Below are 22,899 nucleotides of genomic sequence, written 5' to 3' on the forward strand. Positions count from 1 at the left end.
AATCAGGTTCCAAAAGATGAGAGAACAAGGCAGATGCAGTATACTATGCTCATCAAGAAAGTGATGAATTTATATGTATATTGGTCCGTATCAACTGTCGAATAATTTGATTGTCGCGCCTATGGCGGGTGTGACCGACCGTCCATTTCGTACACTGTGTAAATATTTTGGCGCAGGGCATGCGGTCAGTGAAATGATGACGTCTGATAAAACCTTGCGTATGAGTAAAAAGAGCTTATATCGAGCGAATTTTGATGGTGAGCTTGCCCCAATTTCTGCGCAAATTGCAGGCTCTGAACCTGCTGATTTAGCAGAAGCTGCACGGTATCAGGTGGCGAATGGGGCACAAATTGTCGATATTAATATGGGTTGTCCTGCCAAAAAAGTCTGTAATAAACTCGCAGGCTCTGCACTGCTTAAAGATGAAGATCTAGTCGCACGTATTTTAGATGCTGTCGTTGCAGCAGTCGATGTCCCTGTTACTTTAAAAACCCGTTTGGGTTATTTAAATGGTTATGAAAATATCATGCGAGTCGCGAAACGCGCCGAAGAAGCGGGCATTGCGGCACTCGCATTACATGGTCGTACCCGCGAAGACATGTATTTAAACAATGCACGCTATTCCTTGATTAAAGAAGTTAAGGACATGTTGAATATTCCCGTGATTGCCAATGGTGATATCGATAGTCCTGAAAAAGCCAAATATGTCCTCGATTATACTGGTGCAGATGCGGTCATGATTGGACGCGCGGCACAAGGTCGACCATGGATTTTCCGTGAAATTGGACATTATTTGAAAACAGGTGAGTATCTTGCAGCGCCTAGTATTCAAGAAGTGAAAGATGTTTTACTCGGACATTTGGCAGAACTGTATGAGTTTTATGGTGAATACTCAGGTTGTCGGATTTCGCGTAAACATATTGCTTGGTATACCAAAGGTTTACGTTCAAGCAATGAGTTTCGCCAAAGTATGTATAAAGTAGAAAGCACAGCAGATCAATATAAAGTGGTTGAAGATTACTTTAATCATCTGCTCGATCATGGCGAAATTATGAGTGATATTCAGGTCGAGCAAGTGGATTTACTTAACGTCTGATCATTGCTTGATGAGTTATAAATCATAGCAAAGGGATGTTTTCGAACATCTCTTTTTTATTTCTCTTACACTGTGGTTGCACTCGTTACATAAAGCGCTGTGCTGTACATAGCTGCGTCATTTCGTCACTGAAATGGGACATGACTTAGACACTGTTTACGTGATTTTTCTCTAACATAAAACCCGATCAAGCAAGATGTGGTTTTCATCTTGTGTAAATAGGATCAAGGGAGATCATGATGACGAATTTAGATCGAAACATTCCAAGTTCAAACCTTGTACAGTCCACAGCAGATAAAGAAACATTGCAACAACGTAGTGATGCATTAGATTCACACACCTTAAGAAATAGCCCACCGACATTAGACAAAGCTCGTGCCGATCTTAATGCACCAGTAGCAGAAAATGCCCGAGTGCCAGATATGAACGAAGGTGATGATAATCTGGTTGCAACAGGTGCAGGGACTTTAGGTGGTGCTGCGGTAGGCGCAGTTGCTGGTTTGGTCGGTGGTCCTCCGGGGGCATTGGTTGGTGGTGTGATTGGTGGCATTGTCGGTGGTATTGCAGGCAATGATATTGCACAACCCGATCATCAAGAAGAAGATCGTTATTGGCGCGAGCAACATCAGCAAACACCTTATTATAGTGAAACCCGTACTCGATATACTGACCTAGACTATGATCGTGATTATCGTGAAGCATATCGCCTTGGTTATGACGATCGGACACACTATGCCAGCAATATTAACTTTGATGAGGTCGAACCTGATTTACAACGTAAATGGGAACAGGTGAAAGGCGAGTCTCGTTTAACGTGGGAACAAGCGAAATTCGCAGTCAGAGATGCTTGGCAGCGTGCAACACGTTAAGTTGCATCTTAAAAAAACCTCCAATGATTGGAGGTTTTTTATATTGCCTTGACTTAATACAGAACGATTCTTTTAACGCGGCATCATTTCCAATACCAATTGATTGATTAAATCAGGTGCTTCTAATTCACGAATTTTGGCAACATTGGAGCCTGCCCAAAATGCACCATAGCCTTCATCGCCATGTTTCAGTGCTGCTGCGTTAAGTTGCTTGGCAAGATCATAAGTATAAGGATAGGCAGGCACTTGCAGGCGGTCAGGTGTATCAATATTGGTATGCCAATGATTAATGATACCGCGAGCAGGGCGACCTGAAATGCTGGCAGTTACTTGCGTGAGTGGTTTTGACAATAATGCCTTACGATAAGCAGGATTGGCATTTGACGTTTTACATTGTACGAAGGCTGTGCCGAGTTGGACAGCTTCCGCACCGAAGTTCAGCATACGACGTGCCTGCTGACCATCCATAATGCCACCGGCTGCGACAATTGGAAGCTGAACGTGTTGTTTAAGTAATTTAACCAAATTTGAGGTTTTAACTGCGGCATCAAATTGTGTATTGAAAATACCACGATGCCCACCCGCTTCAATGCCTTGTGCAATCACCACATCAATCCCAGCCGCTTCAATCGCTTTAGCTTCAGCTAAGTTGGTGGCAGAGATCATGGTGATGATGCCCGCATCTTTTAGAGCTTGAATTTGATGAGGATGCGGAATGCCAAAATGAAAACTCACAGCTTTAGGTCTAGTCTCTAAAACCAAGTTTAAGAAGTCATCATTATCTTTGAAGCTTGGGTAAATTTTCGTTAAACTTTGCGGTGCAGCGACACCAAATTCTGCAAATTTATCTTTAAATTGCGCAATCCACGCCTGTGCAATCGTGTCATCTAAAGTATCTGTTTCATGACAAAAGAAATTGACTTGAAATGGATGATCGGTGAGTTGCTGAGTATTTAAAATTTCAGTACGAGCCGCCTCGACAGCGCTTGCGCCGAGTCCCAAAGAACCTAAGCCACCTTGATTGGAGACCTCTGCGGCAAGTTGAGGTGTAGAAACACCTGCCATAGGTGCCAAAAAAATAGGATGTTTAATTCCAAATTTTTCCAATAAAGACATGACTTTGCTCCTTGTAATGTAATTACTTTGCCTCTCAAATCCAAATTAAGCAAATCATAATCAGTATTTTATTTCGAAATAACCGAATACTGTTACATGCAAGTAACATTTGCCACGACAAGGCTTGTCGTGAATAGGATCAATGCACTATTGAGCTGAAATGAAAGATTTTATAATGTTGTTTTGGTCAACTCTCCCGAAGCGCATGTCTGATCGTATCCGTGAAAAACTACAAATTTTAGCCGATGCTGCCAAATATGATGTGTCTTGTTCATCAAGTGGTAGCAATCGTAAAAACAAAGACAAAGGTCTTGGCAATACGGGAAATGGTATTTGTCATAGCTATACCGAAGATGGTCGCTGTGTATCATTACTCAAAATTCTATTTTCGAATGTCTGTATTTTTGACTGTTCTTATTGTGTGTCACGCCGTTCCAATGATATTCAGCGTGCGGCTTTTACGGTGCAAGAAGTGGTGGATCTCACCATGAATTTTTATCGTCGTAACTATATAGAAGGTTTGTTTTTAAGTTCAGGTATTTTTAAATCTGCGGATTTCACCATGGAACGTATGTTGCAAGTGGTGAAAAAATTACGCCTTGAGGAAAATTTTAACGGTTATATCCACCTCAAAACCATTCCGGGCGCATCACAGGAAATTATTACTGAATGCGGTTTATATGTAGACCGTATGAGTATTAATTTGGAAATGCCCACTGAAGCGGGTTTGCAAAAATTTGCGCCTGAAAAAACGCATGCTGAAGTGCAAAAAGATTTAGGCATTGTGCGCGATCGCCTAATTCAACTGAAAGATGAAAGTAAGATTATTAAATCTGTGCCGAAATTCGTTCCGGCAGGGCAAACCACGCAAATGGTAGTCGGTGCGCATAGTGAAACCGATCAAGATATCATCCTGATGGCGGATCATCATTACAAAGCCTTTAAACTCAAACGGGTATATTTCTCTGGTTATATTCCGATTAATGAAGAGGAAAAAGCTTTACCTGCGGTTGGTTCAGCACCGCCGTTGCTACGCGAAAATCGCTTGTATCAAAGTGATTGGCTCATGCGTTTTTATGGTTTTGATGCGACTGAGATTGTTGATGATCAGCATCCTAATTTAGATTTAGATATTGATCCGAAATTGAGTTGGGCATTGCGTCATCCTGAAGCTTTTCCAGTCGATATTAATCATGCGGACTATAAAATGATTTTGCGTGTGCCGGGCATTGGTGTGCGATCTGCCAAAAAAATCGTCCAAGCACGTCGTTTTGGTCAGATTCATATTGATCAACTGAAACGAATGGGCGTTGCCTATAATCGCGCGCAGCATTTTATTCGTTGTGTGGATACGCCGAAATTTAAAAAAGATCAGCAAGCGCATCAAATTCGTCAGCAAATTTTAATGTCAGGTCAGTCGAAGTATCAGCAGCAGCTTTCACCGCAATTGGGATTTGGCTTCTAATGGCGCGCTATTGTTTTGATGGCACGATGACCGGTTTAATGAGCTGTGTATTTCGTGCTTTCGCCTTTAAAGAATTTGATGTCACGGTGACTGCAAATCCGCATGCGCAAAATGGTTTATTTGATGATTTTGTGCAGGTGGCATCGAACGATGAACACGGTCAGCGCGTGTGGCAAGGTTTAAAGCAAAAAGTCTCGGCAAGTAGCTTACGTGCATTTTATTTTGCTTTTTTGTCGGAACAGGAACAAGCCTTTCAGATTTTATTTGATTTTGCCGTATATGTGTTTCAAAACCAACGTCCCGTTGATAAAGATTATGGGCATCATGCCGTGATTGGTATGTCGCAGTGGGCGAAGCAAGTCGGTCGTGAAAAACATCGGATGGAAGCCTTTGTACGCTTTAAAAAGTGTAAAGATGGTTTGTTTTTAAGTTTAGTGAAACCCGATTTCAATGTCTTACCAATTATCACCAAGCACTTTAAAGAGCGTTATCAAGATCAAACATGGCTCATCTATGATGAACAGCGTAAATACGGTATTTACTATGATTTAAAAGAGGTTCATCAAATTGAGATGAATGCTGAAGCAATTGATACGCAGTTGCATATTGGACACAGCCAAGATTTTAGTATTGAGCTGGATGATGAAGAAGTATTGTATGATCAACTGTGGAAAGATTATTTTAATAGTGTGAATATTCAAGCACGTAAAAATATGAAATTGCATATTCAATATGTGCCAAAACGCTATTGGCGCTATATGAATGAGAAAACCCTCTAGAATAGAAAATCTTTTCAGGCATAATCGAAGGCAGATTTTTGTATTGAGTAATGTTTTATGAAAGTGTGGCTAAATGTAGCGATGCTCAGTTTTGCTTTAAGCGCATGTTCTCCTGCACCGAAGCCAGATGCCATTGATTCAGCTCGATATCAAGTGAAGACAGCAGCCGAATTACAGCAGCGTTTTGAACAGCTGAATAATCAATTAAATGCTGATTTTAACCAATTTAAAAAGGTAGAAAGTAATGCCTTTGCGCATCAATTTGCTTTTGATGCTAACGATTTGCACAAGCTGAATATGCATTTGGTTGCCAGTACGTCTTTAAAATCGACCAAAGTTGCGTATTGCGACATGATGAATGGCTATTTTAGAGAGATGTACCGCTTGGGGCATTACAACTTAAACTTAATCAATGCTATTCAATTGCCCAATGCTGATAAAGAAAATTTAAAAAATAATTTCTCATCTACAGAGCAATTTTATACTTTTATTTTAGATCGCTATACCAGTTACCGTCAGGTACAACAGACCATGAATTATGGCTGTAATTTAAAAGCGGCATTGTAAATTCGATTGATAAAAAAAGCCCATCGTTTGATGGGCTTTTTTTATACTTTAGATTAGCAACCTGTTAATTTTTCAGGTTGTGGTTTTTCACCTGGGAAGAAGATTGGACGAAGTTTCACGCCAATTGCATTCCCTATGAAGGCAAAGACGAGCCATACCCAACCGTGTACACTGCCTGAAGCAATACCACTGAAGTATGCACCGATATTACAGCCATAAGCCAAACGCGCGCCGTAACCGAGCATTAAGCCACCAATGACAGCGGCTGCAATCGAACGTGCTGGAATTTTAAAGTTCGGTGCAAATTTGCCTGCTAAACTTGCTGCCAATAATGCACCGAGCATAATCCCGAAGTTCATCATTGAAGTAATATCAAACCATAATGATTCGGTCAGTGATTTGGCATTCGCAGGTTGTTGCCAATATGCCCAAGATGCAACATCAACACCCACGAAACTTGCAGATTTTGCAGCCCAAACTGCAAGTGCAGAAGTGACACCCCAAGGGCGACCTGCAAAAGCTAATGTGGCAAAGTTCAATAAAGTGAGGATAATGCCGCCCCAAATCAAAGGCCATGGACCTTGAATAAAGCGTTTCCAACCTTGATGCGGTGATTTTTTTTCAACTTCAAGTGAGCCATGACGTTTCTTCTCAAAGTAAACCGTCGCAGCAGCGATCAAGCCAAATACCACGAAGTTCAGTACTAGGGCAGGAACAACACCAAATGTTTCTACAATAGAAATCGGTTCAAAATGCGGTAGGTTAAACCACCAACCAATATGTGAGGTTGCAATTAAAGAACCTAAGCAGAAGAAGAACAGTGTCACCAACATACGCGCACTACCACCCCCAACGGTATAGAGCGTGCCCGATGCACAGCCACCACCAAGTTGCATGCCGATACCGAAAATAAAGGCACCAATGACCACCGAAAGTCCAACAGGATTCACTAAACCTTTGACTGGATTGCCAAAGAGTTCACCTGCACCAAGCGCAGGGAAGAACAGTAGTACCGCAAGTGCCAACATGATCATTTGTGCGCGTAAGCCACGACCGCGACGTTCTTTAATAAACACGCGCCAGCTTGAAGTAAAGCCAAATGACGCATGATAAAGCGTCATGCCCAAAGCACCACCAATTAAAAATAACAGCGCTTGATTGAGGCCAACAAAATGATAAGCACCAAAGGTACCCAAAATAAGCAATATAAAAGCCACCCAAACCGACACTTGAGATCGATTCGATGACGCAGCGATAACAGACATGGGAGAAAAGTATCAAATTTTTGAAAGGCGTTATTCTACTTAAATTACACTGGGATAAATGAAGTAAAACTTATAAATAACATGCTAATAATTGATTTTATATATCAGTTAAAATGATTAAAGAGCTTTACACATGGGCATTTTTGAATTAAAAAAACCCGCATGATACGGGTTTTTTTAGCACATCAGATTATTGTTGTGCTTTTTCTTTTACGTTTGCAGCACCTTGTTCAACTGAACCGGCAACAGCAGCAGTCGCATCTTTCGCAGCTTCTTTGGCATTGTGTGCAGCGTCTTCAGCATGTGCAGCAGCATTATCCGCAGCTTCGGCTGTCGCTTCAGCTGTATTGTCCACAGCAGTCGCAGTTGCATTTGCAGCGTTATGTGATGCATCAGCAATATCATGACCTGCTTGGTCTGCAGCATTTTCTAAATGTTCACCCGTAGTTGCGCCTGTTTCCGGTGATTCTTTTTTATTACAACCAACGAGGGCAACGGTTGCAGCTAAGCCTAAAGCAACAAGTAATTTATTCATTTTGATTATCCTTTGTTTTGAACCGAATAGCTTCGGGATATCAAAATAGTATCTGAATCAACTGTTTATTAATGCTGCAAATTGTGGTGGAAGTGTAAAGCTTGTCAACGAAAGTGTTGAATAGTCGTTATAAATAGGCACAAAAAAGCCTGCATGATGCAGGCTCTTAAGTTTAGAAATTTACAGACCAGCAGAGGCTTTAAGCGCTTCCACTTTGTCTGTTTTTTCCCATGTGAACGCTGTATCAGAACCTTGACGGCCGAAGTGACCGTAGGCTGCTGTTTGTTGATACATCGGTTGAATCAAGTTCAACATACGAGTAATACCATAAGGGCGTAGGTCGAAGTGCTCACGTACAAGTGCAATAATTAAATCTTCAGACACTTTTGCTGTATTGAATGTGTTGACCGAAATAGACGTCGGTTCAGCAACACCAATCGCATAAGACACTTGAATTTCACATTTGTCTGCAAGGCCAGCAGCCACGATATTTTTCGCAACATAACGACCTGCATACGCAGCAGAACGGTCAACTTTTGATGGATCTTTACCAGAGAATGCACCACCACCGTGACGTGCCATACCGCCGTAAGTATCCACGATAATTTTACGCCCTGTAAGACCACAGTCACCTACAGGACCACCAATCACAAACATACCTGTTGGGTTGATATGGAATTTAGTGTCTGCATGGAACATATCAGCAGGAATCACTTTCTTCACGATTTCTTCAATCACAGCTTCTTTGAGTTGTGCTTGAGAAATTGAAGGATCATGTTGAGTCGATAATACAACCGCGTCTAAACGAACAGGCATGCCATTTTCATAAGCAAAAGTGACTTGGCTTTTCGCATCTGGGCGTAACCAAGAGAGCGTACCTTGTTTACGAAGCTCAGCTTGTTTTTCCATTAAGCGATGCGCATAAGAAATTGGCGCAGGCATGAGTACATCAGTTTCACGACTTGCATAACCGAACATTAAACCTTGGTCGCCCGCACCTTGATCTTCAGGTTTTTGACGATCAACACCTTGCGCGATTTCAGGTGATTGTTTACCAATCATGTTAATCACGGCACACGTTGAGCCATCGAAGCCAAGATCTGAATGATGGTAGCCAATACCGTTAACGGTATTACGTACAATCGCTTCAAAGTCTACATTTGCAGTTGTTGTGATTTCACCGGCAAGTACAACCGCACCTGTTTTTACAAGCGTTTCACAAGCAACCCGCGCATATGGGTCTTCTCTTAAGATTGCATCCAAAATAGCATCACTGATTTGGTCAGCCATTTTATCTGGATGGCCTTCGCTTACAGATTCCGAAGTAAATACAGCGTACTCGCGCATAGTCCTATCACAGTTAATTTTAAAGACCCGATATGTTACATCCACTTGTGCTTTAGAACTAGCTTCATACGACAAAATTGATTGAATTTTTTTCACTTCGTCGTGTTTTTATCTGATTAATGCAATTTAAAAAATTGATATGGGTGTTTTTTAGAAGAATTTATCGCTTTTTTATCTTAAAAGTCGATTTAATTGCATCGCATGATATGCAGCCCATTTTTAATATTTTACAGATCTAGTGGATAAAACGATGAAATTTACGCTATTTAGATCGTTCTATGGATCTTATTTACAGTGTATTCCATCTAAAGAGTAGGCATTTCGATCGCTTGAACCTATAGCTCAGAATAATAAATGAATGACACAAATGGTCAGTTAAAAACAATTTAAGTTTAGGTTACAAATAATGAGCATTATAAATAATTGATTTAAAAATATTTTTTAATTGGTATGTTATTTGAGTTGTTTATCTCAAGAGATGAAAGCTTGGGAGGTAATGATGAAACAACAACAGGGTTTTACACTGATTGAACTCATGATTGTAGTTGCAATTATCGGAGTGCTTGCGTCGATCGCGATTCCAACTTATCAGAACTATGTCGCACGATCTCAATTTACTGAAGTTTTTAGTTTTTTAAATACTTATAAGAATGACATGCATGAATTTTATAGCGAAGGTGGACATTGCAGCGGTATTCAAGAGTATGTGAGCAGCAGCAATCAGCGCGGTCGATATGTGGATCAAGTCAGTGTAAACACTGTTGGAACTGACTGTGCGCTGGTATTTCAGTTTAAGTCGAGCAATGTTGCAGCAGGTCTAAGTGCAAAACATGTTTCATTTATCATCGTCGGTAATAGCTATCAATGGCGCTGTGAGTCCCAAGAGATTGCACAGCGTTATTTGCCAACGAGTTGTGATGGTGCCTAAGATTTTGGAATTTATTTTTTTCAATAGATGCAATTTTTAAATGAGGTCTGTATGTCATCGCTGCTGCATTTTTATGTGGATTTAGGGTGAATTTTCTCTACAGACTAAAATAGAAGTGTAATAAATCAATAAATATTGTAGGGGAGGCTTTACCCCCGAAGCTATTTTTTGAGACAATAGCGCCATTCTTGAATTCTTATTCATCTCTTCTTCAAATGTTTTTGGACTCCGACTTATGACAACCCCGCTTAATGAACGTCGTATTGCAAATGCAATTCGTGTATTAGCAATGGATGCTGTGCAAAAAGCAAACTCAGGCCATCCAGGTGCGCCAATGGGGATGGCAGATATCGCTGACGTGGTTTGGCGTGATTTTTTAAGCCACAACCCAACGAACCCAAATTGGGTGAACCGCGACCGTTTCGTGTTATCGAATGGTCATGGCTCTATGCTTCAATATGCACTTCTTCATTTATCGGGCTACGATCTTTCGATTGAAGATTTAAAATCGTTCCGTCAATTGCATTCTAAAACACCAGGTCACCCAGAATTGGGTTATGCACCGGGTATTGAAACAACGACTGGTCCACTTGGTCAAGGTATTGCAAACGCTGTTGGTTTTGCTTTGGCAGAAAAAACTTTAGCTGCACAGTTCAATAAAGAAGATATCAAAGTTGTTGATCACTTCACGTATTGCTTCCTTGGTGATGGCTGCTTAATGGAAGGTGTTTCTCACGAAGCATGTTCTTTGGCAGGTACTTTGGGTCTTGGTAAGCTTATTGCTTACTACGATGACAACGGTATTTCAATTGATGGCGAAGTTGAAGGTTGGTTCTCTGACGATACAGAACAACGTTTCCAAGCGTATGGCTGGCAAGTGATTAAAGTTGATGGTCACGATGCTGACGCGCTTCGTGCAGCAACTTTAGCAGCAAAAGCTGAAAGCAAAAAACCAACCATCATCATGTGTAAAACAGTGATTGGTTTAGGTTCGCCAAATAAACAAGGTAAAGAAGATTGCCACGGTGCACCACTTGGTAACGATGAAATCGTATTGACTCGTGAAGCATTGGGTTGGACTGACGGTCCGTTTGAGATTCCTGCTGATGTTTATGCAGCATGGGATGCCAAAGACAAAGGCGCGGCTGCTGAAGCGGCTTGGAATGAAACGTTTGCTGCGTATGCTGCAGAATATCCGACTGAAGCGGCTGATCTTAAACGTCGTATGTCAGGTGAATTGCCAAGCGATTTCGTTGCAAAAGCGGATGCTTATATTGCTGAAGTGAATGCAAAAGCAGAAACAGTTGCAACACGTAAAGCAAGCCAAGCGGCAATCCAAGCATTTGCTCCAATGCTTTCTGAAATTTTAGGTGGTTCTGCTGACTTGGCAGGTTCTAACCTTACCCTTTGGAAAGGTGCTAAAGGCGTTCAGGAGGATGCTGCGGGTAACTACGTACACTATGGCGTACGTGAGTTCGGTATGACCGCAATCGCGAACGGTGTTGCACTTCATGGTGGTTTCATTCCTTACGTTGCAACATTCTTGATGTTTATGGAATATGCACGTAATGCAGTACGTATGTCTGCATTGATGAAACAACGTGTGATTCATGTCTATACCCATGACTCCATTGGTTTAGGTGAAGATGGTCCGACACATCAACCTGTAGAACAAATTGCGTCTTTACGTGGTACTCCAAACCTCAATACTTGGCGTCCATGTGACACCGTGGAAGCTGCAATTTCTTGGAAATCTGCACTTGTACGTTCTGAAGGACCAACAGCACTTATTTTCTCACGTCAAAACTTAGCGTTCCAAGCACGTACTGAAGCTCAAATTGCGGATGTTGCGAAAGGTGGTTATGTATTGGCGAAAGAAAAAGGTGAATTGAAAGCGATCATCATCGCAACAGGTTCTGAAGTAAGCTTAGCAATGGAAGCGTATGCACAACTTGACGGTGTACGTGTAGTATCTATGCCATGTGCTGAAGAATTTGTAAAACAAGATGCTGCGTATCGTGAAGCAGTTCTTCCTGTAAATATTCGTGCGCGTGTTGCTGTTGAAGCAGCACATGTGGATTACTGGTGGAAATTCGTTGGTCTTGACGGTCGTGTGATCGGTATGACCACTTATGGCGAATCTGCACCTGCAAAAGATTTGTACCAACACTTCGGTATTACCACTGAAGCGGTTGTTGCGGCTGTAAAAGAAATCACTGCTTAATCATTCGATTAAACAGGTTGTAAAAGGCGTCCCAAGTTTGGGGCGTCTTTTATTTTTAGTTCTTCGATATAATGATTTATAGAATGAATATTCTATTGAAATCTAGGTGAGCGAATATGAGTTTATATGATCAAATCAGTGATGAAATCACATTAATGGATGCTGGCGAGCAAAAATGGATTGGTCAAGATCTTCCTTTAGAAAGCATGATGGCGGTTGTCCTTTTGCTCAAAGATATGGAAGAAGATAAGATTATTAAGGTGCGTCGTCAAAACCATGAAAAAAACACGGGCTTAAAGCAAGTCGACCGTGTATTGGTCGAAAAGCTGTAATTTTGAAGTTGTGAATGAAAGCCCTGAGATAGGGCTTTTTATTTGCCTGAATATACCTAAGAATTGAATCATATATGCAGATAGTTCGCTATAAATGCAGTGACTTAAGAGTAGTATTGGATGATTGAATAGCCTAAGTATTATAAAGTCTGTATAGATAGATGCGACAAAATAAATAAAAAGAGGAGAGCGTATTGGACATCAAGATCATCGTCAAACCATTAACCGAAGTTACACAATCAGAGTGGCAAGCTTTATGGTTGGGTTATCAAGCATTTTATAAGACCACGATTACAGATGACATCACTGCATTCACTTGGTCAAGATTAACCGATGTTCATTTAAATCAAATCTATGGCTTTGCTGCATTGATTGAAAATCAAGTCGTTGGCATCGTACATATTATTGAGCATGACAGTTGTTGGACGATCAAACCCTATGCGTATTTGCAAGATTTATTTACCCTTGAGCATGCGCGGGGTAAAGGCGTCGCAACAGCATTAATTCAACACGCAGATCAATACACCCAACAGCGTGGCTGTGATCGTCTTTATTGGTTAACGCATCAAGACAATCAGGCGGCACAAAAGCTTTATAATCGCGTTGCTAAAAAGACGGGTTTTATCCAATATCGTATGCCTTGATATTTTTGAATATGAATTTAATACAAATATATCGTTCTAAACATGCAACAACCTGTTCTATCCTTGAGGCATGTAATAACGCCAAAAAAAGCTATATTTGATTGCATTATATTGAGGAATACATCATGACATTTAAGAACATTGCATTGGGTTTAACTTTAGCATCAGTTGCGACATTCACTCTAGCTAAGCCTGTGACTTACACCATTGATCCTACACACACGGCAACAGTGTTTACATGGAATCACTTTGGTTTCTCTATGCCATCAGGTAATTTCTCGGATATTCAGGGTAAAATTGTGGTGGATAATGACAAGCCTGCCAATTCTTCTGTCAATGTAACGATTCCACTTTCAAGCTTGAATACCAATGTTGGCGCACTTGATGAACATCTTAAAGGTGCAGATTTCTTTGACGCAGCGAAATACCCGAATATCACCTTTAAAAGTACCAAAGTACAAGCTCTAGGCAAAAATAGATATAAGATCACTGGTAACTTAACTGTTAAGGATGTGACTAAACCCGTTGTGCTTGATGCTGTGCTAAATAAACAAGGTGAGCATCCAATGGCAAAAGTCCCTGCGATTGGCTTTAATGCGACCACTTCATTTGACCGTTCAGCATTTGGTGTTGGAGGGTATGTGCCTAACGTGGGTGATAAAATTACCGTGAACATCACGACAGAAGCAACCATTCCTGCGGATAAGAAATAAGATTGAAGCAATAAAAAGCCCTCACTTGAGGGCTTTTTTATTGCGTGTTTAATCTCGATTTAAGATTAGTAAAAGCCCAAAGCTAATGAAGATGCCACCTGTAATGCCATCAATCCACTTAGAGAATTTTTGATAACCCTGATTAATACGTTGCATAGAAAAGATAAAAGCAACCAAGGTAAACCACAGTAAACTTTCTAAGAAAATCAGTAAAAGTAATGAACCCTGTTCGCTAAGCGGAGTATTGGTGTTAATGGCCACGGCAAATACGCTGCTAAAATAGACCAATGCTTTTGGATTTGCCATGTTGGTCAAAAAGCCTTGAAATAATAATTTCAAATGACTCGATGCCACATGCGATTCATTGCTTTGTAGCCCAATATTTGAGTCGGGTTGAGGTGGGTTAAGTACTGACTTCAGCATAAGTACGCCTAGATACAGCAGATAAATTCCGCCTAGAATCATCAGTACCTGCTGTAACCATGCCATCTTTTGAAATAAGAAGTGTAAGCCGCTTAAAGCGCAAATCGACCAAACCAAGATGCTTAGAGAAATACCGAATGCCGCAAAGAGCGCATGCGTTCGAGATTGACGAATCGCACTTTGAGTCACAAAGAAAAAATCAGGACCAGGACTAATCAAGGCAAAAAAGTGAATGATTGCAATACCGAACAAAGCAGACATAAGGCTAAACGCGCTAAAAATTTATCTACATTCTATGGTGTTGATATTGAATGGGCGATAGTCAATTGGTCGATAAAGTTTTTTAAAACTTGAGAAGATGCCTGTTCTAGATGTGTAGCGTATTTTCGATTATCAGCACGTAAGGTTGGAATGTCGATATTGGCGTTACGTAATTCACATGTATGCCCAATCAACCATTTTTCTAAATTGTCACTTGCAACTTCCGCATGAAACTGCAGAGCCAAAATATTGGATCCGACTCGAAATGCCTGATTGGAGTATATTTCTGAACTTGCTAATAATTCAGCGGATTTAGGTAATTCAAAAGTATCACCATGCCAATGTAAGACTTTAATCTCTGTCAAAGCGCTAAGCGGATTCTTTAGCATATTTTGAATATCTAGTTTGGACCAACCAATTTCTTTAGCATGTCCTGCATAGACGCGTGCTCCTAAAGCGTGAGCAATAAGCTGAGCACCTAAACAAATCCCAAGAGTGGGTAGGTTTTTCTCTAAACGCACTTTAAGTAAGTCTATTTCTTGTTTTAAAAATGGGTAATCATCTGATTCATAAACACCGATCGGGCCACCTAAAATAATGGTCAAGCCCTCGTACTGCAGCGCTTTGGTTAGATCATCAATTCCTGCCTCAAAGTAGCGTACACGATAGCCAAGGCTGTACAGGACATCTTCCCAAGCACCTAAATCTTCAAAGGCAAGATGCTGAATGGCATAGATGGTTTCGGGTAATGTGGTCATGTTTAACATCAACATAAAGATAAAAAAGAGATATGGAGTAATCTAGCCTGAATGACATCAAAATTGAAGGAGATTGAAAGAATTGATGCTGTATTGTATAAAATAGAAGGTAATAGCGGAGTTTGAATAGCCACCGATTTTTTAAACGACCTCTCTGAGGTTTGGATGTCCTTAGAGAGGTGTATAAATTAATTGATAAGGCTTAAGAGCATTTAAGCCTTATTTCAAGGCATTTAATAATGTATCTGCTGTTGCCCCAGAGGACGCTGGATTTTGCCCAGTAATAAGTAAGCCATCTTGTTGTACATAAACCTGCCAATCTTCAGCTTTTGAATAATGTCCGCCTTTTTCTTTCAGCATATCTTCAACAAGAAAAGGCACGATATCTGTTAATTCGACCGCTGCTTCTTCACCATTGGTAAATCCAGTCACGGCTTTGCCTGCGACAATCGGTTGTCCTTGAGTATCTTTCACATCACGCAATATACCTGGTGCATGACATACTAAAGCCACGGGCTTATTTGTTTGCAACGTTTGTTCAATTAAAGCAATTGAATCAGCATCATTGGCAAGATCCCAAAGTGGACCATGCCCGCCAGGATAGAACACAGCGTCAAAATCATTTGAACTCATTTCACTCAAATGATGCGTTTTAGCTAAGGCTTGCATCGCGACTGGATCTGCTTCAAAACGTTTAGTTTCTTCGGTTTGAGCATCTGGGCTGCTACTTTTAGGATCTAATGGGGGGTGACCACCGTGTGGCGAGGCTAAAGTTACTTCCGCGCCAGAGTCTATAAAACGATAATAGGGCGCTGCAAGTTCTTCAAGCCAAAAACCTGTTTTTTGCCCCGTATCACCCAATTGGTCATGGGAAGTAAGAACGATTAGAATTTTCATAGTATTTACCTAATTAACCCGAATCCTGCTTAAGCCGATGATTGCATAATTTGAATCGTTGGCTTGTTTCGATGGGTTAATTGATATGCACATAACGAAGCATAAATTCCGCTGAGAAATCCATAAGTACTACGTGCTTTACTCGTCACTAAATGATATTGCCCTTTCAATAAGCTGAATAATGTTTCTATCTTATTGCGTTGCCTTAGGTGATATTCATCTGGTGCACTGAGTTGAAAAGATTCCATATTCCTCCGATGATAAGTAATTAAATCAATACCTTCAACTTGCAGCCTGCGCTTTAATTCTTGGCTGATGTAGCCTCGATCCCCGTAAAGTTTTCCTTTTAGGCCATCAACTAATTGCTCAACCATTTTTATGTCAGCAACATGTCCATTCGATAAAGCAGAACAGGTAATTTCACCAAATTGATTCATCGCAATATGTAATTTACAGCCATAGAACCAGCCCATTGAGCTCCTACCACGTGATGCAATTTGGACTAATGATTTATGGCGTTGAATACGTTGATTTTTACAAACTGGCAGAGTTGTTGAATCAATCCATAAATATTGTGTTTCTTGACCCTTCATCAGCGCCACATGCAAAGCCTGTAGAGCCAATTGGTGCATATTGATCAGATGAATCATCCTTTGATAGCAAGGCAAGTACTTAAATAAATAGCTTTTATCTTCTTTTAACCAAGTGAAAAAGGCTTTGAAATTAGTGAAATGAGAGGATTTATACAAAATAGCAATAAAGATAATTTCTGAAAGACTGAGTTGAGCAACTCGGATTCTTGAAAGTTGGCCATCTTGCTTGAGGAATTTCCAATAAGTTGCTTCAAATTGTAGAAAAAAGTCATCAATTAAGCAGAACAATTCGGTACTATTAAACATCGGGACTAGAGTTTTAAGTTTTGTGTGGTAACTCAACTGATGGCTCTAGTCCTTCTATTTTTCAAGTCAATTTCTTATCCGCGATTCGGGTTAATTAAGTACATTATTTTGTAGATTATCAATGAATATATGTGGACTAAGCCCACACGTTTCTATCTAGTTTAATTATGCGGCGTGTTGTTATATTTTCTATAGGTGTCTTGTGTGTGGATGGTTGCACACATTAATTCTCGGAGATTTTTCTTAGAGTGTCTGTATAGGTTCAATTGATTGGCTTGAATGATAAGGTTATTAGGGAGATTGAGAGGGACTTCGATATTCAATCACAAAAGGCATGTAGTCGGGCTGAATGTGCTTATGCAGCTTAACAGAGCAAGTAGAAAGCATCTTTTAGAATTAAAAAAAGCCCCCATCTTTCGATGAGGGCTTTTTCGTATTCTGGAGCGGGAAAGGAGACTCGAACTCCCGACCCCAACCTTGGCAAGGTTATGCTCTACCAACTGAGCTATTCCCGCAATGAGGGCTATTATAGAGAATATCGCAGCAGTGTCAACTCTCTACGATTTTAATTGCCTAATTAATCAGCACGACGCCATACGGTGCCTTGACGCGTATCTTCAAGCACAATGCCTTGATCGAGCAAAGACTGACGGATTTCATCAGCACGGGCAAATTCTTTGGCTTTCTTCGCATCTTTACGTTGTTGGATTAAATCTTCAATCTGCTCTGGTGTTAAACCTAATGCTTCCTGACCAATATCCGATTTTAAGAATTCATCAACATTGTATTGCACCAAACCAAGAATATTAGTCAGGTGACGTAAAGTTGCATAATAAATCGCAGCTCGTTCCGCATTTTCTTCTTTGACCGCGGTATTTAAAGCTTTGTTTATTTCAAACAGAACTGCGATTGCTTCAGACGTATTGAAATCATCACGCATTGCAGCATTGAAACGTTCAACGAATGCTTCATCCAATGTTTCAGCCAATGTATCGCCATAAACGGCTTGATAGGCTTTAAATGAATGATAGAAACGGGTCAGGGTAGTTTTCGCTTCTTTTAACGCAAAGTCAGAAAAATTGACTGGACTACGATAGTGTGAAGAAACAATAAAGTAACGGATCACTTCAGGATGGAATTTTTCCATCACATCACGAATGGTAAAGAAGTTGCCGAGTGACTTCGACATTTTTTCACCATCGACATTAATGAAACCGACATGCATCCAATAATTCACATATTGTTCGCCGGTTGATGCTTCAGATTGCGCGATTTCATTTTCATGATGTGGGAATGTTAAATCAGAACCACCGCCATGAATATCAAAATGGTTGCCTAGGCAGCAGGTTGACATCGCTGAACACTCGATATGCCAACCCGGACGACCATTGCCCCAAGGAGACGCCCAAGACGGTTCATTTTCTTTGGCATGTTTCCAAAGCACAAAGTCAAAAGGATGTTTTTTCTGTACTTCAACATCGACACGTTCTGATGCACCTGCTTGCATATCTTCAAGCTTACGACCAGACAAACGACCATATTTTTCAAATTTTTCAACTTCGAAATAGACATCGCCATTGTTTGAAGGGTAGGCGGTGCCTTTATCAACCAAATTTCCAATCATGTTTTGCATTTGGTCAATATAGTCTGTTGCACGCGGTGCTTCATCGGGAGCAGTACAACCCAAACTTGTTGCATCGTCATTCATGGCTTGAATAAAGCGATCGGTCAATTGGGTAATCGATTCGCCATTTTCATTCGCACGTTTAATAATTTTGTCGTCAATGTCGGTAATATTACGAACGTATTTCACGCTCCAACCTTGGCTGCGTAAAAAACGAATAATATAGTCAAATGCAACCATGACACGCGCATGTCCAATATGACAGTAGTCGTATACGGTCATACCACAGACGTATATATCAATCTGTCCCTCGACGCGTGGTACGAATTCTACTTTTTTGCGTTGCTCTGAGTTATATAGAACAAATGGTTGCATAGCGATTCAAAAAACTTCAAATATAAGGATGGCTCATCATAACGTAAGCCTGATTGTTCATAAAGCTGATTGCGCTAAAAGCGCTCAATTTTTAATGATTTAACAATGCAAAATCATATGATGAACGCTTAGATCTCACCATTTGACTCATTTGAAATGCTCAAAAGTGCCAAGGTGTTCGCACTTTAATATAAGGATCTTGAAAGAAAAATCGATTGATTTATCACTAAAATGACAGGATATTTTATCGATAACTGCCCAAATCTCTATGATTTAGAACGCTTGCAATTGCATAGCTATGCTAAAATTGCGAAAATTATTTTCATGAATTGAGAAATTTTTCTCTGTCTTTAGCGTAGGTATATAGACTTTGAATCACCCAAATATGTCGAATCAAGTTGATTTTCAAAAAGTCGCGCTCGAAACGTTGCGTATAGAAGAACATGCCTTGCAGATTTTGGCGTCTCAGATTGATGAGCGTTTCACCGAGGCGTGTCAGATCATCCTTAAAGCAGAAGGTCGCTTGGTGGTGACGGGCATGGGCAAGTCAGGTCATATCGGTCGTAAAATGGCAGCAACTTTTGCATCGACAGGCACACCATCATTCTTTATGCATCCGGGTGAAGCAGGTCATGGTGACCTTGGGATGTTAGTCAAAGGTGATGTACTGATTGCAATTTCAAACTCGGGTAAGAGTGATGAAATTATGATGTTAATGCCGTTGGTGAAACATTTGGGTATCCCATTGATTACCATTACCGCAGATGATCGTGGTCCAATGCCACAAAATGCGGATGTTGCGCTAACACTCGGTAATTTTGAAGAAGCTTGTCCATTGGGCTTAGCACCGACATCAAGTACCACAGCCACCTTAGCACTTGGCGATGCGCTCGCTGTTGCGCTTTTGGATGCGCGTGGCTTCACCTCTGATGATTTTGCCCGTTCGCATCCTGCAGGCGCACTTGGTAAACGTTTACTATTGCATGTCAAACATCTGATGCATACCGGTAAAGATTTACCCAAAGTGTCTCCATCGACGCCAATGAACCAAGTGTTGTATGAAATTTCCAACAAGCGTTTAGGTCTAACCACCATTGTCGACGAGCAAGATGTATTACTCGGTATTTTTACCGATGGTGATTTACGTCGTCTTATTGATAAGCAACAAGGCTTTGATGTGAATTTGGCAGTCCAAGATGTGATGGTGAAAAATCCACAAACTATTTCTCAAGAAGAGCGTGCAGTTGAAGCTTTAGAGCGCATGAACGCACGTAAAATTTCACAATTTGTAGTGGTAGATGATGCCAATAAAGTGATTGGTGTCATTAGTATGCATGACTTGATTCAAGCTGGGGTAAATTGATCAATGGCTTCTTATGTTTTATTGGAACAAGCGCGTCACGTTGAAGCCTTGGTTTTAGATGTAGATGGTATTTTAAGTGATGGTTTTGTGACCCTCACCAACACAGGCGATGAGCTTAAATCTTTTGATATCCGTGATGGACTAGGGATGAAACTGGTTCAACAGGCGGGTTTAAAAGTCATTATTATTACCGGTCGTAAAAGTAACATCGTGGAAACACGTATGAATGCTTTGGGCGTAGATTTAGTCTTCCAAGGTCGTGAAGATAAAGGCACGGCATTACGTGAAGCCTGTGCACAATTAAATTTATTGCCTGAAGATTGCTTGTATATGGGTGATGACTGGCCTGATCTTTCGGCATTCGCCATTGCGGGCATGAAAGTGACTGTGCCAAATGGTCATGTTGAAGTGCGCCGTCGTGCAGATTTAGTGACTCAAGCCATGGGTGGACGTGGTGCAGTACGTGAAATTTGTGACATGTTACTGATGGCAAAAGGCAAGTACGAAGAGTTACTTGAAAAATATACACGCGCGCCTTATTAATAACATTAGACCCATTGGATAAAGTAAGCCACTTATGGATACTCGAGTTTTATATATCACGGCAATTGTGATCGCATCTGTAAGTGGTGGTTACTACTATTTCAGTGGCAAAGGCAATAAGCTCGAAACTGATTCAGCACGTAGCATGACCTATTCTGCAAAACAGATCCAATTGACCCAAACTGATGAAAATGGACAATTGTCTATTCAGGCAAAGGTGGATCAGCTTGAACAAGACATGCAGAAAAAAACCACCACATTGACCAATCTCAATGCATCCACATTTACCAATAATGTGGTTGATGCGACTTTTTTCGCCAAACAAGCCAATGGCTATGACGACAATACAAAAGTCGTACTATCTCAAGACGTTATTGCGACAAAATTAATGCAAAATGGGAAACTTCAGTTCCACACTGAAGAGTTGACCGCATATCCTAAAACCCGTGACATTGAAACTGATAAAGTTGTAAAAGTAGAATCTCCGCAGGCTGAATTTGTGAGTCAAGGGTTAAAAGCGAACTTAAATGAAGGTCAATACGAGTTTTCAAATATTCGAGGAAAGTATGAACCAAACTCTTAAATCAATGATGACTAAAACTTTCCTGCATCGTATTGCTCTAGTCACGGCATTGGGTTTGACAGCCGTTCCTGCATTTGCATTACCCTCTGATCGTCAACAATCGATTAGTTTAGTGGCAGACCGTGCAACGTTTAATGAGCGTACAGGCGTGACCACGTATTCGGGTAATGTCATCATTGAACAGGGTACGATGAAATTACAAGCTGCCTCTATTGTGGCAAATTTAAATGCAAAAAAAGAAATCAGCTTGATTACTGCAACGGGTTCTCCTGCGCATTTTCAACAGAAAGTAGACCCGGCCAAAGGTTTAGCCAAAGGTCAGGCAAACAAGATTTTATATAATGCTGAAACTGGGATTATCACGCTTTCAGGCAATGCTTTACTACAACAAGACGGTGCAAGCATTCGTGGTAATACCTTGAAGTACAGCATGAATAAAGGTGATATTGAAGCAACGGGTACACCAAATAAAACCGGTTCATCTACTGGTCGTGTACAAATCGTGATCCCACCATCAAGCTCGAAATCCTTCCCAGGAGTGCGTGATTAATGGATCAATCAACTGTACAGACCTTATGCATTAAACACTTGGCTAAAAATTACAGTAAGCGCTGGGTGGTCAAAGATGTGTCTTTTAGTATGCAAAGTGGTCAGATTGTCGGTCTGTTAGGTCCAAACGGTGCAGGTAAAACCACTAGTTTTTATATGGTGGTCGGTTTAGTACGCATGGATAAAGGCGAAATTTATCTCGATGACCTCGATTTGTCAGATTTAGCCATGCACGAACGCGCACGGAAAGGCATAGGATACTTACCTCAGGAAGCCTCAATTTTTAGAAAGCTCACTATTTCTGAAAATATTATGGCAATTCTTGAAACACGTAAGGACTTAAGCAAGGCCGAGCGTCAAACACGCTTGGCTGAGTTATTGGCAGATTTCAAAATCACCCATATTAAAGATTCTTTAGGGATGAGTGTATCGGGTGGTGAACGCCGCCGTGCTGAAATTGCCCGTGCGCTTGCAGCTGATCCAAAGTTTATGCTGCTGGATGAACCCTTTGCAGGTGTCGACCCAATCTCGGTGGGTGATATTAAAGATATTATTATGACCCTGAAAGAGCGCGGTATTGGGGTGCTCATTACCGATCATAACGTACGTGAAACCTTAGCCATTTGTGAACATGCTTATATTGTGAGTGAAGGTGCGGTCATTGCAGAAGGTGCGCCTGCTGAAATTTTACAAAATGAAACTGTTCGTAAAGTTTATCTAGGTGATGATTTCACGGTTTAAAGT

24 protein-coding genes and 1 tRNA gene are annotated in these 22,899 nt (G+C 40.8%); 15 read left to right on the forward strand and 10 right to left on the reverse strand.

Features of this window, described 5'->3' with window-relative positions:
* The first annotated feature begins 73 nt into the window (after positions 1-73).
* Complete coding sequence (gene dusB, locus GFH30_RS05430; protein WP_153371259.1) at positions 74-1,096, forward strand: tRNA dihydrouridine synthase DusB; 1,023 nt, start codon at positions 74-76, stop codon at positions 1,094-1,096.
* A gap of 239 nt (positions 1,097-1,335) precedes the next feature.
* Positions 1,336-1,965: a hypothetical protein gene (locus tag GFH30_RS05435; RefSeq protein WP_153373369.1), complete on the forward strand. Its 630-nt coding sequence runs from the start codon at positions 1,336-1,338 to the stop codon at positions 1,963-1,965.
* 72 nt (positions 1,966-2,037) lie between these two features.
* Here GFH30_RS05435 and GFH30_RS05440 read toward each other — a convergent pair whose 3' ends face one another.
* A complete protein-coding gene (locus GFH30_RS05440; protein WP_153371260.1) occupies positions 2,038-3,081 on the reverse strand; it encodes an NAD(P)H-dependent flavin oxidoreductase in 1,044 nt (347 codons plus the stop codon).
* Positions 3,082-3,286: 205 nt separating this feature from the next.
* Here GFH30_RS05440 and GFH30_RS05445 point away from each other — a divergent pair, with 205 nt between their 5' ends.
* From GFH30_RS05445 to GFH30_RS05455, 3 genes are read left to right on the forward strand one after another with little or no spacing between them, the layout of a single operon-like run.
* The gene (locus GFH30_RS05445) at positions 3,287-4,546 is read left to right on the forward strand and encodes a putative DNA modification/repair radical SAM protein (protein ID WP_153373371.1); all 1,260 of its coding nucleotides are present in this window, start codon (positions 3,287-3,289) and stop codon (positions 4,544-4,546) included.
* The gene (locus GFH30_RS05450; RefSeq protein WP_153371261.1) at positions 4,546-5,325 is read left to right on the forward strand and encodes a TIGR03915 family putative DNA repair protein; all 780 of its coding nucleotides are present in this window, start codon (positions 4,546-4,548) and stop codon (positions 5,323-5,325) included. Before GFH30_RS05445 ends, GFH30_RS05450 begins: the two co-directional genes overlap by 1 nt.
* Positions 5,326-5,382: 57 nt before the next feature.
* The gene (locus GFH30_RS05455; protein ID WP_153371262.1) at positions 5,383-5,892 is read left to right on the forward strand and encodes a hypothetical protein; all 510 of its coding nucleotides are present in this window, start codon (positions 5,383-5,385) and stop codon (positions 5,890-5,892) included.
* Between the two features lie 53 nt (positions 5,893-5,945).
* Here GFH30_RS05455 and GFH30_RS05460 read toward each other — a convergent pair whose 3' ends face one another.
* The 3 genes from GFH30_RS05460 to metK form a co-directional block, all read right to left on the reverse strand.
* Positions 5,946-7,157, reverse strand: coding sequence for a YeeE/YedE family protein (locus tag GFH30_RS05460; RefSeq protein WP_153371263.1), 1,212 nt, complete (start codon positions 7,155-7,157; stop codon positions 5,946-5,948).
* Between the two features lie 190 nt (positions 7,158-7,347).
* Positions 7,348-7,692, reverse strand: coding sequence for a hypothetical protein (locus GFH30_RS05465; protein ID WP_153371264.1), 345 nt, complete (start codon positions 7,690-7,692; stop codon positions 7,348-7,350).
* Positions 7,693-7,872: 180 nt separating this feature from the next.
* Positions 7,873-9,039 carry a methionine adenosyltransferase gene (metK, locus tag GFH30_RS05470; RefSeq protein ID WP_153371265.1) on the reverse strand — a complete coding sequence of 389 codons (1,167 nt, stop codon included), beginning with the start codon at positions 9,037-9,039 and terminating at the stop codon, positions 7,873-7,875.
* A gap of 499 nt (positions 9,040-9,538) precedes the next feature.
* Between metK and GFH30_RS13435 the strand changes: the two genes are divergently transcribed.
* The 5 genes from GFH30_RS13435 (at position 9,539) to GFH30_RS05495 (ending at position 13,880) form a co-directional block, all read left to right on the forward strand.
* Positions 9,539-9,967 (forward strand): pilin, encoded by a 429-nt coding sequence (locus tag GFH30_RS13435; protein WP_196779991.1) that lies wholly within the window; start codon positions 9,539-9,541, stop codon positions 9,965-9,967.
* Positions 9,968-10,202: 235 nt separating this feature from the next.
* Entirely contained in the window at positions 10,203-12,191 is a 1,989-nt protein-coding gene (tkt, locus tag GFH30_RS05480; RefSeq protein ID WP_153371267.1) for a transketolase, read from the forward strand.
* 116 nt (positions 12,192-12,307) lie between these two features.
* A complete protein-coding gene (locus GFH30_RS05485; RefSeq protein ID WP_153371268.1) occupies positions 12,308-12,523 on the forward strand; it encodes a hypothetical protein in 216 nt (71 codons plus the stop codon).
* A 194-nt stretch (positions 12,524-12,717) separates the two neighbouring features.
* A complete protein-coding gene (locus GFH30_RS05490; protein ID WP_153371269.1) occupies positions 12,718-13,167 on the forward strand; it encodes a GNAT family N-acetyltransferase in 450 nt (149 codons plus the stop codon).
* A 125-nt stretch (positions 13,168-13,292) separates the two neighbouring features.
* Positions 13,293-13,880, forward strand: a complete 588-nt coding sequence (locus tag GFH30_RS05495) for a YceI family protein (protein ID WP_153371270.1) — start codon at positions 13,293-13,295, stop codon at positions 13,878-13,880.
* Between the two features lie 48 nt (positions 13,881-13,928).
* Here the strand turns inward: GFH30_RS05495 and GFH30_RS05500 are convergent, their stop codons facing one another.
* The 6 genes from GFH30_RS05500 to cysS form a co-directional block, all read right to left on the reverse strand.
* A complete protein-coding gene (locus GFH30_RS05500; RefSeq protein WP_153371271.1) occupies positions 13,929-14,564 on the reverse strand; it encodes a LysE family transporter in 636 nt (211 codons plus the stop codon).
* A gap of 32 nt (positions 14,565-14,596) precedes the next feature.
* Positions 14,597-15,331, reverse strand: a complete 735-nt coding sequence (locus GFH30_RS05505; protein WP_171500995.1) for a glutamine amidotransferase — start codon at positions 15,329-15,331, stop codon at positions 14,597-14,599.
* A gap of 210 nt (positions 15,332-15,541) precedes the next feature.
* Entirely contained in the window at positions 15,542-16,219 is a 678-nt protein-coding gene (locus tag GFH30_RS05510) for a type 1 glutamine amidotransferase domain-containing protein (RefSeq protein ID WP_153371273.1), read from the reverse strand.
* 29 nt (positions 16,220-16,248) lie between these two features.
* Positions 16,249-17,118: an IS982 family transposase gene (locus GFH30_RS05515; RefSeq protein WP_153371274.1), complete on the reverse strand. Its 870-nt coding sequence runs from the start codon at positions 17,116-17,118 to the stop codon at positions 16,249-16,251.
* Positions 17,119-17,557: 439 nt separating this feature from the next.
* Positions 17,558-17,633 (reverse strand) — tRNA-Gly (locus GFH30_RS05520).
* A 62-nt stretch (positions 17,634-17,695) separates the two neighbouring features.
* Positions 17,696-19,117 (reverse strand): cysteine--tRNA ligase, encoded by a 1,422-nt coding sequence (gene cysS / locus GFH30_RS05525; protein WP_153371275.1) that lies wholly within the window; start codon positions 19,115-19,117, stop codon positions 17,696-17,698.
* Between the two features lie 385 nt (positions 19,118-19,502).
* Here cysS and GFH30_RS05530 point away from each other — a divergent pair, with 385 nt between their 5' ends.
* Genes GFH30_RS05530 through lptB form a run of 5 tightly spaced genes read left to right on the forward strand, consistent with a single transcriptional unit; the run spans position 19,503 to position 22,896 of the window.
* Positions 19,503-20,480 (forward strand): KpsF/GutQ family sugar-phosphate isomerase, encoded by a 978-nt coding sequence (locus tag GFH30_RS05530; RefSeq protein ID WP_153371276.1) that lies wholly within the window; start codon positions 19,503-19,505, stop codon positions 20,478-20,480.
* Between the two features lie 3 nt (positions 20,481-20,483).
* Positions 20,484-21,023, forward strand: coding sequence for a KdsC family phosphatase (locus GFH30_RS05535; protein ID WP_153371277.1), 540 nt, complete (start codon positions 20,484-20,486; stop codon positions 21,021-21,023).
* A 34-nt stretch (positions 21,024-21,057) separates the two neighbouring features.
* Positions 21,058-21,606 carry an LPS export ABC transporter periplasmic protein LptC gene (gene lptC / locus GFH30_RS05540; RefSeq protein WP_153371278.1) on the forward strand — a complete coding sequence of 183 codons (549 nt, stop codon included), beginning with the start codon at positions 21,058-21,060 and terminating at the stop codon, positions 21,604-21,606.
* Positions 21,590-22,156 carry a lipopolysaccharide transport periplasmic protein LptA gene (gene lptA / locus GFH30_RS05545; protein WP_153371279.1) on the forward strand — a complete coding sequence of 189 codons (567 nt, stop codon included), beginning with the start codon at positions 21,590-21,592 and terminating at the stop codon, positions 22,154-22,156. The genes lptC and lptA overlap by 17 nt, the downstream gene beginning before the upstream one ends.
* Positions 22,156-22,896, forward strand: a complete 741-nt coding sequence (gene lptB / locus GFH30_RS05550) for an LPS export ABC transporter ATP-binding protein (protein ID WP_153371280.1) — start codon at positions 22,156-22,158, stop codon at positions 22,894-22,896. Before lptA ends, lptB begins: the two co-directional genes overlap by 1 nt.
* The last annotated feature ends 3 nt before the right edge of the window (positions 22,897-22,899 follow it).

Origin of the sequence: Acinetobacter wanghuae, assembly GCF_009557235.1 — a bacterium.
Taxonomy (GTDB): Bacteria; Pseudomonadota; Gammaproteobacteria; order Pseudomonadales; family Moraxellaceae; genus Acinetobacter; species Acinetobacter wanghuae.